Source organism: Paracidovorax oryzae ATCC 19882, assembly GCF_000687165.1.
Classification (GTDB): domain Bacteria; phylum Pseudomonadota; class Gammaproteobacteria; order Burkholderiales; family Burkholderiaceae_C; genus Paracidovorax; species Paracidovorax oryzae.
Genome location: NZ_JMKU01000018.1, coordinates 117,492 through 131,634 on the forward strand (window position 1 = coordinate 117,492; position 14,143 = coordinate 131,634).

A 14,143-nucleotide genomic window follows, 5' to 3' on the forward strand; every position below is an offset into this window, starting at 1 on the left:
TTGGGGAAGGAGGACGGAGCACGCCGGGCGGCTCACACGCCCAGCAACTTCTCCAGCGCCTCCACCCGGTGCCGCCGCGGCACCGTGATGGCGTAGAAGCTCTCGGTCAGTTCGCTCGACTGGCCGGCGATCACCAGCAGCCCGCTTTTCAGTTCGTCCTGCACCACCACCTCGGACAGCAGCGACAGCCAGCCGCTGTCGCGGGCGATCAGGCGCAGCAGGGCCATGTCGTCCACTTCGGCGCGCAGGCGCGGTGCCACGCCGGCCGAAGCGCACAGTGCGTCGAAAGGCCCGCGCACGGCATGGCGGGGGCCGGGCAGGGCGATGTCCATGCCGTGCAGGTCATGCGGCACGCGCAGGCCCCCGGCCGGCCAGCGGTGGGCCGGGCCCACGATCGAGATGGCCTGGCTGGCCAGGAAGCGGCAGTGCAGGGGCCGGCCCGGGTCGGCCGGCACGCTCTGGTTGGCCAGCACGACGTCCAGCTGGTGCTCGAGCAGCCGCTGCAGCAGGTCGTCCAGCAGGCCCGATTCGAGGGTCAGCACCACGTCGGGGTCGGCCAGCAGCGGGCGCAGCAGGTTCTCCTGGTAGTTGCGCGACATGGTGGCGACCGCGCCCACGCGCAGCCGGGTCATCCCCTGGCTGCGGCCCTGCAGCCGCCCCAGCAGTTCCTGGCCCAGGCCGAAGATGTCCTCGGCATACGACAGCACGACCTGCCCCGCCTCGGTCAGCACCATCCGCCGGTTCTCGCGCGTGAACAGCGGCTCGCCCAGCCGTTCCTCCAGTTGGCGGATCTGGGCAGAGAGCGCCGACTGCGAGGCATGGACCTCCTCGGCCGCCCGTGTCAGGTGGCCCAGCTTGGCCACCCGCCAGAAGTAGAAAAGGTGGTGAAAGTTGAGCTGCTCGAGGCGCATTGTTCTCTTTAAAAGATCAATCTGTTTCTTTTAATGAATTTTACAGAACATGTGCGGGTGGCCACCATGGCGACCCATGCAAGACCTCGACTTTTTCCTCTCCACCGCCGCGCTGCTGCCCGCGGCGCTGATGCTGTGCACCGCGGCCGGGCTGTCGCTTCACCGGGGTGCGGTGCGACCTGCCTGGGTTGCGCTGCACGCGGCGTCTGCACTGGGCCTGGTGGGTGCGGTGGCCGCAATGGCCGGCTTGATCTCCGGAGCCTCTGCACCGCCCGCCCCCTGGCTGCGCCAGACGCTGCCGGGCACCGCCGTCGCGGTGCTGGTGCAGGCGCTGGGCGGGGTGGTGGGCGTGTTCTCGGCCCGCTACCTGGAGGGCGAGCCGCGCCAGGCCCGCTACGCCGCCGCGCTGGCCGCGGTACTGGGTGGCGTGCAGGTGCTGCTGCTGGCCGACCACTGGGCCGTGCTGATAGCAGCCTGGGCCGGCATCGGCCTGGCGCTGGAGCGGCTGCTGTGCTTCTATGCGGACCGCCCGTTCGCGCTGCTGGCCGCGCACAAGAAGCGCGTGGCCGACCGCGCGGCCGACGGGCTGCTGGTCGCTGCCGCGGCGCTGAGCTGGCATGCGGTGGGCAGCGGCTCGCTGGGTGACCTGGCGGCCCATGTGCAGGCCGCGGGCCTGTCCGTGCCGCTGCAGGTGGCTGCCGTGCTGCTGGTGGCCGCCGTCGTGTTGCGCACCGCGCTGATGCCGGTGCACGGCTGGCTGATCCAGGTGATGGAGGCACCCACGCCCGTGTCGGCGCTGCTGCATGCCGGGGTCGTGAACCTGGGGGGCGTGGTGCTGATCCGCTGCGCGCCGCTGCTGGAACACGCCATGCCGGCGCGCGCCCTCCTCGTTGCGCTGGGGCTGGCGACGGCGCTGGGCGCCGGCCTGGTGATGCTCACCCGCATCAGCATCAAGGTGCGGCTGGCCTGGAGCACCGTCGCGCAAATGGGCTTCATGCTGGTCGAATGCGGCCTGGGCCTCTACACCCTCGCGGCGCTGCACCTGCTGGGCCATTCCATCTACAAGGCGCATGCCTTCCTGGCCGCGTCCGACGTGGTGCGGCAGACCCGGGCGCGTGCGCTGCGGCCGCCGCAGCTGCCGGCCCGCGCCAGCCTGCTGGCGGCGCCGCTGCTGGCCGGGGCGGTCGTGGCGGCGGTGGGCGGCGGCTGGCCGCTGTGGTGGACGGGCGTGATGGCGCTGGCCTGGGCGCCGCTGCTGTGGGCACCGGGGCTGCGGCAATTGGCCGCGGGCCTGGCCGCCACGGCGGTGCTGACGGCCGTGGCCCGCGCCGCCCACGCGCTGCCGCTGGGCCTGCACGACGCGCCGCACGACGTGCTGGGCTTCCTGGCCCTGGCCGGCATGGCCGTGCTCTACGCCGTGCTCGTCGCGCTGCAGATGCGCCCGCAGGCACTGCTCACGGCGCGCCGCTGGAGCTACGCCGGCTTCTATCTCGACGAGTTCTACACCCGCTGGAGCCTGCGCCTGTGGCCGCGCCGCTGGACGCCCACGCCGGCCACACCGCCTGCTTCCCGCCCCGCCGCGATCTGACAGAGAAAGAAAAAGACCATGCACACCGACACCCTCGAACACGACGCCCTGGCCCGGGCTGCGGCGCCCACCCGCATCCAGGCTGCCTGCGCCCAGGCCTGCAGCGCGATCGCCCCCGCCTGGCCGCTGGACCGCGCCATCGCCGTCAACCCGCACTGGCAGCGCACGGGCCAGCCGCTGCGCCGCGTCGCCGCGCGCATGGCGCTGCTGGGCGGCATCCAGGTGTTCCCGCCGCGCGAGCGCCAGCGCGAGGCCTGGTACGGTGGCCGTATCTCTCCGGAGGATCTGGCCCTGGCGTTGCAGCAGCTGCCGGATGCTCTGGGTCTGAGCGCAGATGATTGCATCGCCGCGCTGGACCGCTCCGACGGGCTGCAACCCCTGCCGCTGCTGATCGACGTGCTGGACAACGACCCCGCCCGCGATGCGCGCCTGACCTGGCGCCAGGCCATTACGCACCAGGTCAGCCAGACCTGCGCCGCTTTCTTCGACCGGACCCAGGCCGACTGGCAGCCCGAGCGCGGGCCGGGCCTCTACGCCTTCTGGCGCGACACGCTGACGCATGACCACGGCATCGGCACGCTGATGGGGCTGCCCGGCCTGCACCGCGGCTTGCAGGCCTTGCCGGCGACGCGCGAGGACGCCGAGGCCTGGGCGATGCACCACCTGCAGCTGCCCGACGGCGCCTGGGCCGACTACCTGGAGGCCGTGCTGCTCACCGTCAACGGCTGGGCCTCGTGGTGCGCGTACCTGGCCTGGCAGGCGCCCGAGGGCGCGCCGGAGCGCGAGCACCTGCGCGACCTGCTGGCCATCCGCCTGGCATGGGGCGCCGTGCTGCTGGAGTGCAAGGACGATGCCGCCGCCCGCCAGGCCTTCGCCGCGCTCCAGGCCGAGTGGCGCCGCGCTCCCGAGCGGCTGCGGCAGGCCGGGCAGGCGCTGGTCGTCGATGAGGTGTGGCAGATCGCGCTGGAGCTGGGCTACCAGCGCGAACTGGCCGGGCGGCTGGCCCGGGCGCCCGGCTTCCGGCCTGCCGAGCCGGAGGCGCAGGCCGTGTTCTGCATCGACGTGCGCAGCGAGCCGCTGCGCCGCGCGCTGGAGGCCACCGCGCCGACGCTGCAGACGCTGGGCTTCGCGGGATTTTTCGGGGTGCCGGCGGCGTACACGCCGCTGGGCACCACGGCACGCCGGCCCCAGCTGCCGGGCCTGCTGCCGCCCGCGATGGAGGTGACCGACCAGCTGCCCGACGCCCGGGCCGCCGTCACCGCACGCCACCGCCGCCTGGCCTGGGCGGCGCAGTGGGAGTCCACCACGCGCTGGCCCGGTGCGGCTTTTTCCTTTGTCGAGGCGCTGGGAGCCGGCTACCTCGGCAAGCTGGGCGGCTGGCTGTGGCCGCGCGAACATGTGCGCGACAGCGGCGACCAGGAGGGCCTGCCGGCGCGCTATCGCCCCGTCTGCCGGCCCATGCTGAGCGGCCTGCCGCTGCAGGAGCGCGCCGCGCTCGCCGCCCGCGTGCTCAAGGCCCTGGGCCTGGCCCGTGGCGCCGCGCCGCTGGTGATGCTGGTGGGCCATGGCAGCCAGTCAGCCAACAACGCCCAGGCCGCCGCGCTGGACTGCGGCGCCTGCTGCGGCCAGACCGGCGAAGTCAACGCGCGCGCCCTGGCGCTGCTGCTGAACGATGCCGAGGTGCGTGGCGCGCTGCCGGCGCTCGGCATCGCACTGCCCGAGTCCACGTGCTTCGTCGCCGCGCTGCACAACACGACGACCGACGAGATCGAGGGCTTCGACCTCGACCTGCTGCCGCCCGAGGCGCGTGCGCGCTGGGAGCGCTGGCAGCCCGTGTTCACCACGGCAGGCGATCGCGTGCGCCGCGAGCGCGCCCCCTCGCTGGGCCTGGACCCGCATGCTGCTGCCGGCGACCTGCTGTCCGCGCTGCGCCGCCGCGCCAACGACGGCGCCCAGACCCGGCCCGAATGGGGCCTGGCCGGCAATGCGGCCTTCGTCATCGCGCCGCGCTCGCGCACCTGGGGGGCGGAGCTGGGCGGACGTGCCTTCCTGCACGACTACGACCCGGTCCAGGACGCCGACGGCAGCCTGCTGGAACTGCTGATGACGGCGCCCATGCTCGTCACGCACTGGATCAACTGGCAGTACCACGCCTCCACCTGCGACCCGGAGCGCCTGGGCAGCGGCAACAAGCTGCTGCACAACGTGGTGGGCGGGCACATCGGCGTGTTCGAGGGCAACGGCGGTGACCTGCGCATCGGCCTGTCGCGCCAGTCGCTGCACGACGGCCAGCGCTGGGTGCACGAGCCGCTGCGGCTGACGGTGGTCATCGACGCGCCCGCAGAGGCCATCGATGCGGTCATCGCCCGGCATGCGGTGCTGCAGCAGTTGCTGGGCAACGGATGGCTGCACCTGTGGCGTTTCGCGGCGGCGGGGCTGGAGCGGCGCGAGGCAGGGGGCTGGTTCGCCGTGGGCACGGGGCCGTCCGGGGCGTGAGCCGGGTTGCGCCCAATGCAACCTGGGTTTTCAGCCTCGCGGCTTCGCCCGCTTCGCTGGTGTGGCGTGTTGGGCCTCGTCGATGATCAGCGCCACGGGCTGGCCCGCTGCCTGCTGGAGGCTGCGCAGCGCGTCCACGAGCGTCACTCATCCGAGGATAAAGAAAGGATAAATTGCCGGGCGCTGCAGGAGGCGGCGGATGACACGCCATGGGACGGCTCCGGTGGACAATGGCGCCCACCCATGCTCACCATCCACGCCGACACCTCGCACGTGATCCAGCTCGCCGTGGGGCCTGCCTTCATGCTGGCCGCCATCGGCAGCACGCTGACCGTGCTCACCAACCGCCTGGCCCGCATCAATGACCGCACCATCAAGCGCCGGGACGACCAGGAGCATGCACCCACCGAGGCGAGCCCGGCCCTGCAGCAGGAGCTGCAGGCGCTGAATCGCCGCGCCAAGGTGGTGAATGCCGCCATCACGGTGGCTGCGGCCTGCGCGATCCTGGTGTGCTTCCTGATCGTGTCGCTCTTCGTGGGCAACGAACTGGGCATCGCTTTCGACCGGCCGGTGGCCGGCCTTTTCGTGCTGGCCATGCTGGGGCTGGTGGCCACCTACACGCTCATGCTGGTGGAGATCTACCTGGCGCAGCACAGCATCAACCCGACCTGAATATGCAGGTCCCTTTTTCCCAGGAGCCCGGATGTCCAGGCTGATGACTTTCCTTTCCGTGGTCGGCGTGCTGGCCGCGCTGTACTTCGCCTACCGGTACGGCGTCTTCTGACCGGCGGGCGATGCGTCAGGCCGCGTGCGCGCGCAGCCAGGCCACGATATCGGCGGTGACCTCGTCGCGGTTGGTTTCGTTCAGGATTTCATGGCGGCCGGCCGGGTAGAGCTTCACGGTCACGTCGGCGATGCCCGCGTCGCGGTAGCGCTGGCCCAGGATCTCCAGCCGCTCGCCGCCGCCAGCGAGCGGATCCGCGTCGCCGGACGCGATGAGGATGGGCAGGTCGCCGCGGATGCGCGCCAGCCGGGCGGGATCGGCGAGGCGTGGGGCGGGCGCCATCAAGGCCGGGAACACGTCGGGGGGGACGTCCCATCCGCACCAGGGGTTGGCGACATAGGCATCCACCTCGGCGGCGTCGCGCGACAGCCATTCGTAGCCTGTGCGGTGCGCGAAGCCCGCATTCAGCGCTGCGAGGCCAGCAGGAGCGCCCGGCGGCGGATTCGCCAGGTCGGCGGCGAACAGGTCCAGCGCGGTCGATCCGGACAGGACCACGCCGGACCACGTTGCCGAGTGGTCGAGGAGGGCTGCCTGCGCGGCGAAGGAGCCCATCGAGTGCGCGAAGAGAAAGAGTGGAAGCTGCCCGTGCCGGGCCCGCAGCAGGGCGCCGAACTGGGCCACGTCGGCGATCAGGCCGCCAAAACCGGCCTTGCCGAAATCGCCCATGCGCCCGCCGGCGGTGCGCCCGTGGCCGCGGTGGTCCACTGCGTGGACCAGGAACCCGGCCGCATTCAGCGCCCTGGCGAAACGGTCGTAGCGCTCGCCGTGTTCGGCGAGCCCGTGGGCGATCTGCACCACGCCCGTGGGTTCGCCGGACACGCCGGCCCAGGTGTACGTCGCGACGGGGGTGCCGTCCGCATCGGAAGGGAAGGATGAGATGGTCATGCTCATCGTTTCATTCTCACATGGCGGTGGCCTGCCTTGCAGTCGCCAGCGCGATCTGCGGTCCTGATACGTATCCATGGACTGCGAGGCCTGCACCGGTGTCCAGCCGGAAGACGCCGGCCATGCCCGCCAGCGCCACCGCGTCGTCCTTCATGGCCGATGCGGCAGCGGCGGCTTCCTCGACCAGGGCTGCATTCTTCTGCGTCACGCCGTCGATCGACTGGATGGAGGCGCTCACCTGGAGCATGCCCGTGGCCTGTTGCTCGGTGGATGCGCCGATGTCGGCGATGAGGCGCGCTACGGTCTCGACGCTGCCTACGACCTGGCCGATGGTGCCGCCGGCCTCCTGTACCAGTGCCGTGCCCAGTGCGACTTTGTCCACGGAGTCCGTGATGAGGGCCCTGATCTCACGCGAGGCGCTGGCCGAGCGCTGGGCGAGATTGCGCACCTCTGCCGCGACGACGGCGAAGCCCCGGCCCTGTTCACCCGCGCGGGCCGCTTCGACGGCAGCGTTGAGTGCCAGGATGTTCGTCTGGAAGGCGATGCCGTCGATGACGCCGATGATGCGGGCGATGCGCTGCGAGGCACCGTTGATCGCCTCCATGGTTTCGATGACGCGGGCCACGGCCTGCCCGCTGCGGGCCGCGATACCGCTCGCGGAAGCCGCCGCGCGGGTGGCCTCGCGGGCGCTGTCGGCATTGCGCTGGATGGTGGCTGAGATCTGTTCGGCGGCTGCGGCCGTCTCCTCCACCGAGGCCGCCTGCCGCTCCGTGCGGACCGACAGGTCCGAATTGCCGGAGGCGATTTCGGAGGACGCCTGGGAGATGCCGCGGGCGCTCGACTGGATGCCGGCGATCAACCGGCGCAGGTTGGCGTTCATCTGGCCCAGCGAGGACACGAGTCGGCCGACCTCGTCCCGGGATGTCGGCTCGATCGTGCCGGTGAGGTCGCCCCTGGCCACGCGCTCGGCCACGCCGACGGCCTGTGTCAGGGGCCGGACGATGGAGCGGGTGAGCAGTCCGGCCACGAGGGCCGCGAACACGATGGCGGCTGCTTCCAGCCCCAGCAGCAGCCGCATGCTGCGCCGCGTGGTGCTTTCGATGCCTGCCTGTATCGCGTCGATCTGCGCGCGCTGGACCGTCACCAGTTCCTGCATCAGCGCCTGGAAGGTCCGCGAAACGGGCAGGTATTCTTCCTGCAGCAGGCGCAGGGCTTCGTCGGCACGGCCCTGGACCTTCAGTGCGTTCACGCGGTCCCGCGACTGCAGGTAGCGCGCGCGCTGGAGATCGATCTTCTCGAAGAGCGCACGTTCCTCCGGCGTTTCCAGCAGGGAGCGGATTTTTTCCTGCAGGTCTCCCGAGCGCCTGGGACCGTCGGTGGCGAGGAAGGCGGCCAGCGCGGGATCGCTGCTGCGCGCGATGGCCGTCGTGCGCATGATGCCGGAGTCGATGGCGCGGTACCAGTCGCTGCAGAGGCGCTCCTTCATGAGGGGTTTCTGCATCATGGCGGCCGAGGCGTCGCTCAGGGTCTTGAGGTTCCACAGCGAGACACCGACGATGAGGCAGGACAGGGCGATGACGGTCGCGAAACCCAGCCGCAGGCGGCTGCCGATATTGAAGCGTGCAAACATGTGTCGATCCTCTGGCGCCGGTCTAGCGCCGCAGTTTTCCGTCCTGGCCCACAACGGCGATGTCCACGTAGCTGGAGCCGGAGTGGCTGGCGGGAGAGAACGTGATGGCGAAGCCCCCGAGGTCGGTTTCCCCGAGGTTTTCCAGCGCACGGCGCAGCCGTGCAGGCGTGGGATCCGGGCCGGCGCGGGCCAGGCCTTCCACGAGCACCCGGGCGGCGATGCAGCCTTCGACCATGTCCGCGTTCAGCGGCGTCGGCCCCTCGCCGCGCTGGCGCAGTCCATCCTGCAGGTCGCGCACCAGGCGCGAGGTCCTGCGGGCCGGGTCCGGCACGACCTGGGCGATACCCAGGCCATGGGACTGCGAGGCACCGATGCGCCGCACGACGGCCTCCGCGTCGGTCACGGACAGCGCGATGACGAAGGCCGGGCTTCCGGCCTGCCGCATGCGCCGGTAGAACTCCGCGGTGGCGTCGCTGGTGGCCACGGCGATGACCGCATCGGGAGCGGCCCGGGAGAGCACGGAGACCGCTTCCTGCACGTCGGTGGTGCCGTACGCATAGTCCGCCGAGCCGGCGAGGCGCAGCCCGTGGGCCTGGATTTCCTCCCGGGCCCGGGCCAAGCCTTCGGCTCCGAAGGCGCTGCGCTCATGGAAGACGGCGACGGACCGCCTGCCCACCGTGGCGAGATGGTCGCAGATGCGCTTCATTTCGCGGGCGTAGCTGGCGCGCGTGTTGAAGATCCACGGGTTGACGGACTGGTGGAGCGAAGCCGCCCCGGTACGCGCTCCCACCAGGGGGATGCCGGCCTTGCCGAGCACGTCCGCCCGGACCAGGGCTTCCAGCGGAGCCGTGCCGCTGATGCCCACCAGCGCCGTGGGTCGGTATTCCTCGATGGCTTCGCGGGTCCGGCGGACCGCGTCGGGGCCGTCGGGTCCCCGGTCTTTCAGGACGAGCCGCAGCCGCGCTCCGAGCACGCCGCCGCGGGCATTCACTTCGTCGAGGCAGATCCGCACTCCCGCCTGGATCTGGCTGGCCGTGGAGTGCGGATCCCTGAACTGGCCGACGCCCGCGACGACGATGTCGTTCGGCACTGCGCCGGCCGCGGAGGCCGGCATCGCCGGGGGCGCGGCCATCGCCAGGATCGCTGCCGTGTGGATGAAAGGGTGTGCCATGCTGTCCTGCCCGACGCACCGGTGTCAGAAGTTGTGCTGGATGCCGATGCCCAGGGCACGGACCACGTCGTTGGGGGCGCGGTTGTTCGGGTCGGTCCGGTCGAGGAAGGCATACAGGCTGGTGCGCTTGCTCAGGTTGTGCAGGTAGCCCACCTGGAGCCGGCGCAGCTGCGCATTGCGGTCCGTCTGCACGTCCTTGGTCATGTAGTTGCCGACGATCTTTCCGCTGCCCACGTCCCAGGAGGCGCCGACGTAGCGGACATCGGTCTTGTTGCGGGACGTGGGGCCGCCCTGGGTGTTGTCCCGGTTGAACAGCACCCATGCGCGGACGGCGCCGAAATCGTAGGAAGCGACCGCCATCCATTTGTCCTTGACGTCGTTCACGGCCGCTCCGCCGCGCTTGCGGTTCTGCCCGTAGCCCAGGCCCAGGCCCAGCGGGCCGCTGCCCTCGCCGTAGCTGAGCGATACGTCGGCCTGCCGGTAGTCGCTTTCGAAGCGCACGGGGCCGCTGGCGGTTTCCGCGAGGCCGTCGCCATTGAGGTAATAGCCTGCGCGGAAGACGAAGTTGTTGACGACCGGACTGGCGTAGCCGATGGCGTTCGATTCGCGCGTGCGGGCGTTGAGGATCGATGTGCCGACGGCGGTGGCCCCTGCGTCGTGGATGACGAACTCGGTGTGCCGCGTAACCAGCGCGTAGAGCGGCGTCCGGGTGGGAGCCGCGGAGTCGAGGCGACCCAGCGCGACCGTGCCGAAGGAGCCGCCCAGGCCCACGTAGGAGTTGCGGAAGGCGGGGGAGGAGAGACCTCCCGTATCCGAGGAAACACCCAGTTCCAGGCCGAAGAGCGCCTTCAGCCCGTCGCCGAGGTCTTCCGAACCGCGGAAGCCCAGGCGCGACGCGTTGCTGGTCATCTGGGTCGTTGAGGTCGGGCCGGTCTTGACGCTGTCGATGCTGGTGTCGATCCTGCCGTAGATCGTCACCGCCGATTGCGCTCCTGCCGTGAGTGGAAGCGCTGCGCAGGCGGCCAGGGCCGCCAGGTATGCCGAGGTTCGTTTCATGAGGTGTCGCTCCTGTGGGGGTGGAAAAACTGGGGTGGAAGACGGGCGCAGGCGGCCCCGCCACCCGCGCTGCGGGCGCGGGCGGACAAGTCGCAGAAAGGGGTGGGCGGTGCTCAGCCGCTCGGCGGGGTGGGCGCGGGCAGCGGTTCGAGGGCCTGCGGATCCGCCATGTGCAGCGTCACGCTGGAAGGGTGGGACGGCGACAGGTGGAGGGTGTTGAGGGCCACGCGCTTTTCGCGGGCTTCGGCAGCGGATTCACCGCTGTTGGGGTTGACGTCGTACTTGGGAAAGTTGCTGCTGGAGATGTCGAGCCGGATGCGGTGCCCCTTCAGGAAGAGGTTGCCGGTGGCGAACGGCTCGATGGTGATCGCATACACCTTGTGCGGCTCGAGCGGGCTGGGCCGTTCCCAGGACGCGTGGAAGCGGCAGCGGAAGATGCCGTCCGTGAGATTCAGGGCATAGCCTTCGGGGTAGTCGGCATTGGCCGGGTGCACGTCGATCAGCTTCGCGGTGAAGTCGGTGTCGGGGCAGTCGGACGAGATGAACAGCCGCACGGTCACCGGGCCGATGACGGCGATGTCCTGTTCCAGCGGCGGGGTCTGGAACGCCACCACGTCATCGCGCGAGGCCAGTGGCAGGCCCGGCTCCTGTACGCCGAAGAAGCGAGGATCCTCGCGCTGGTCGAAGCCGCCGCCCGAGAATACGGGCTGGCCGGAAGTCAGCGATCCTCCGATGGTGGGCACGGGCCGGCGCGGGTCCGACTGGTAGCGGATGCATGCGCCGTCCGTGGTGGGAGGCTCCTGGTCGAGGCGGCCGTCGGCATGCAGGTAGTAGGCGGTGGCATGCGCCTGCGGCACCGGCCAGGCGTCCGCGCGCACCCAGGCGCCGCCATGGTCGATGCGGCCGTGGGCATCGCGCCGTCCGCTGCCGCCGCCCATCAGAAAGAGCCGCGCTGCCGGGTCCTGGCGGCCCTCCTGCGGCCGGTCCTGCAGCCAGTGCTGAAACCATTGCAGGCGGAACGCCAGCCAGTCGGTGGCGACGTTGCCGTCCAGGGCGGCGCGCGGGCCGAATTCCGCGTCGCCGCTGTGCGTGGTGTTGCGGTCCCCGTGCAGCCAGGGGCCGAGGATCAGGTGCACCGGTGACCGGCGGCCGGTGGCGAGGCCCGCGTGGTTTTCCAGCGTGGTGCGCACGTAGGCGTCGTACCAGCTGGACATGAGCACCACGGGGATGTCCGGGATGGCGTGGTAGTAGCCCTTCGCGTAGATGCCCAGGCGGCGCCAGGAGGCGTCGAAGGTGTCTGCGCGCCATTGCTCGAACAGGTAGTCCTCGTACTCGGGCACGGCGGACAGCGGCGAGTGCCCAGGCCGCCAGGGCATGCGGGCGAACCACTGGCGGATGTCCTGGGCCTCCAGCGCGGCACGAACGACGGGGTCCTGCTGCGCGGCCGGGCTGAGCTTGGCCTGCTTGAAGGCCCATGTGGCCTGCTTGAGCTCGAAGGCCCCGGACTGCCGGATGCCGCACTGGTAGCCGTCGGAGAACCCGCCCGAATCCAGCACCATGCAGGCCAGGCCAGGCGGGTTCATACAGGCGAGCGCCATCTGCGTGTGGGCGGCGTAGGACAGGCCCATGGTCCCGACCCTGCCGTTGCACCAGGGCTGCGCCAGGATCCAGGCGAGCGTGTCGAAGCCGTCCGGGCCTTCGGCGAGGTACTTGGTGAAGTGGCCTTCGGAGGCATAGCGGCCGCGGCAGTCCTGGTAGACCACGGCGAATCCCTGGTCGGCGAAGTAGCGGGCCACTTCGGGGCGGGGAACGCCGGTGCGGTCGCCGATCTTCTCCGCGCGGGAGATGCCCGACTTGTCATAGGGCGTGCGCTCCAGGATGACGGGCAGCGGCGCATCGATGCCGGGACGGTACCCGGCGGGCAGGTGGACGTCCGTGGCCAGGCGGACGCCATCGCGCATGGGCACCATCCGGTCCTGCAGAATGTCGGCGGGGCGCACGGAGGCCGCCGTGGTGTCGGGCTGGTTCATGGGGTTTCCTGGATGTAGGGCATGGAGGTGCGCTCGGCCTTGTTGGCGCGGATGGAGATGCCGCCGCGCGCGGCCCAGAAGACCACGGGGAAATACAGCGGCACGATGCCCACGTCGTTGAAGCCGGCCTCGGCGGCCTGGCGCAACAGCGCGTCCCGCCGGTTCGGATCGAATTCGACGGCGGCCTGGGCCAGCAGGCGGTCCAGGGCAGGGTTGGAATAGCGCGATCGGTTGAAGGCGCCGGTGCCCGCGGCCTTGTCGTAGCTCGCCAGCACGTTCAAAAGCCCGTTGGCCGAGTCGCCGGTGGTGTTGCCGTAGGAAAAGACGAAGGCGCTGTATTGCTGCTTGGCGCTGGCCCCCGCATACACGTTGTAGGGTTGGGTGACCACGCCATTGATGCGCAGTCCGCCGCGCGCCATCATCTGGGCCAGGGCCTGGGCGAGGTCGCTGTCGCTGGCGAACCGGTCGTTGGATGAATGGATGGTGAGCCCGAACCCCTGCGGATAGCCCGCCTCGGCCAGCAAGGCCCGTGCACCGGGCAGGTCGTAGGCGGGCGCCGGCAGCGCGGGCGTGTAACCGCCCAGGCCCTCGGGCACCATCTGGCCGGCAGGCATGCCGGCACCGCTGAGCAGGCGCGCGGTGATCGGCTCGCGCATGAACATCTTCGAGATGGCGCGGCGCACGCGCACGTCCTTGAGCGGATTGGTGTCCATCGGGCGGCCGTGCGCGTCGGTGACGTAGGGGCTGGCATCGCGTGCGGAATCCAGCGCCAGGTAGATCAGGCGCGCCGACGGCGAGCTGAAGAGGCTGACCCCGGGCCGGCTCCGGAGGCTCTTCGCGTCGGTGGGAGGTACGCTGTCGATCAGGTCCACGGAACCTGAAAGCAGGGCCGAGATGCGTGCCGCATCGTTGGAGATGTAGCGGATCAGCACGCGGTCGAAATCCGGACGCCGGCCCCAGTAGTGCGCATTGCGCTCGAGTTCCAGGCTGTCGCCGGGCTGCCAGCGTTTGAAGCGGTAGGGACCGGTGCCCACCGTGGCCGCGCCGGAGTTGAAATCCTCCGAGCGCTTTCCCTGGGCCGCATGTCGCGAGACGATGTAGACCAGTCCGATCTGCTCCATCAGGTCGGGCGTGGGGGCCTTGGTGCGGATGCGCAGCGTGAGCGCGTCCACGGCCTGGATGCTGGCGATGGAGCGCACGGCACCGGTGAAGGGCGCCGGGCTGTTGGGCACCCGGGGAGCGCGTTCCAGCGAGAAGACCACGTCATCTGCGGTGAAGGACGTGCCGTCGTGGAATTGCACGCCGGGCCGCAGCCGGATTTCCCAGAGCGTGGGTTCCAGCACGCGCCAGGAGACCGCCAGGCCGGGGCGCGACTGCATGTTTTCGTCGCTGGAGACGAGGCGCTCGAAGATGTTCTCGGCCGCGGCCTGGTTGTTGCCGGTGCGGGAGAACAGCGGGTCCATGGACGAGGGTTCGCTCGAATGTCCGATGGTCAGCAGCGGCCGCGCGAAGGCGGCGGGCACCGGCAGCAGGGCCAGTGCCAGGGCGGCGGCCAGCGTGCGGCGTGTCAGGAGGAAGAGGGGTCGCATGGT

Annotated in this window: 10 protein-coding genes; 3 read left to right on the forward strand and 7 right to left on the reverse strand. The window is 70.8% G+C overall.

Features of this window, described 5'->3' with window-relative positions; translation table 11 throughout:
• Positions 1 to 32: 32 nt before the first annotated feature.
• Entirely contained in the window at positions 33 to 911 is an 879-nt protein-coding gene (locus tag T336_RS0115165; protein WP_026433189.1) for a LysR family transcriptional regulator, read from the reverse strand.
• 76 nt (positions 912 to 987) lie between these two features.
• On the opposite strand from T336_RS0115165, the gene T336_RS0115170 reads away from it, so the two are divergent.
• The 3 genes from T336_RS0115170 to T336_RS0115185 all read left to right on the forward strand — a co-directional run bounded on the left by T336_RS0115170 (position 988) and on the right by T336_RS0115185 (position 5,667).
• Positions 988 to 2,499: an NADH-quinone oxidoreductase subunit L gene (locus T336_RS0115170; RefSeq protein WP_035226159.1), complete on the forward strand. Its 1,512-nt coding sequence runs from the start codon at positions 988 to 990 to the stop codon at positions 2,497 to 2,499.
• Between the two features lie 18 nt (positions 2,500 to 2,517).
• Positions 2,518 to 4,995, forward strand: a complete 2,478-nt coding sequence (locus T336_RS0115175; RefSeq protein WP_026433191.1) for a YbcC family protein — start codon at positions 2,518 to 2,520, stop codon at positions 4,993 to 4,995.
• Between the two features lie 243 nt (positions 4,996 to 5,238).
• Positions 5,239 to 5,667: a DUF2721 domain-containing protein gene (locus T336_RS0115185; protein WP_013596305.1), complete on the forward strand. Its 429-nt coding sequence runs from the start codon at positions 5,239 to 5,241 to the stop codon at positions 5,665 to 5,667.
• Between the two features lie 127 nt (positions 5,668 to 5,794).
• Here T336_RS0115185 and T336_RS0115195 read toward each other — a convergent pair whose 3' ends face one another.
• The 6 genes from T336_RS0115195 to T336_RS0115220 form a co-directional block, all read right to left on the reverse strand.
• On the reverse strand, positions 5,795 to 6,664 hold the full coding sequence (locus tag T336_RS0115195; protein WP_244883962.1) for an alpha/beta hydrolase: 870 nt from the start codon (positions 6,662 to 6,664) through the stop codon (positions 5,795 to 5,797).
• Between the two features lie 16 nt (positions 6,665 to 6,680).
• Positions 6,681 to 8,294 carry a methyl-accepting chemotaxis protein gene (locus T336_RS0115200; protein WP_019701462.1) on the reverse strand — a complete coding sequence of 538 codons (1,614 nt, stop codon included), beginning with the start codon at positions 8,292 to 8,294 and terminating at the stop codon, positions 6,681 to 6,683.
• 22 nt (positions 8,295 to 8,316) lie between these two features.
• On the reverse strand, positions 8,317 to 9,465 hold the full coding sequence (locus tag T336_RS0115205) for an ABC transporter substrate-binding protein (protein ID WP_026433193.1): 1,149 nt from the start codon (positions 9,463 to 9,465) through the stop codon (positions 8,317 to 8,319).
• Positions 9,466 to 9,489: 24 nt separating this feature from the next.
• The gene (locus T336_RS0115210) at positions 9,490 to 10,521 is read right to left on the reverse strand and encodes a porin (protein ID WP_019701460.1); all 1,032 of its coding nucleotides are present in this window, start codon (positions 10,519 to 10,521) and stop codon (positions 9,490 to 9,492) included.
• Between the two features lie 113 nt (positions 10,522 to 10,634).
• Positions 10,635 to 12,551 (reverse strand): CocE/NonD family hydrolase, encoded by a 1,917-nt coding sequence (locus tag T336_RS0115215; protein ID WP_026433194.1) that lies wholly within the window; start codon positions 12,549 to 12,551, stop codon positions 10,635 to 10,637.
• A complete protein-coding gene (locus T336_RS0115220) occupies positions 12,548 to 14,140 on the reverse strand; it encodes an ABC transporter substrate-binding protein (protein ID WP_019701458.1) in 1,593 nt (530 codons plus the stop codon). The genes T336_RS0115215 and T336_RS0115220 overlap by 4 nt, the downstream gene beginning before the upstream one ends.
• Positions 14,141 to 14,143: the final 3 nt, after the last annotated feature.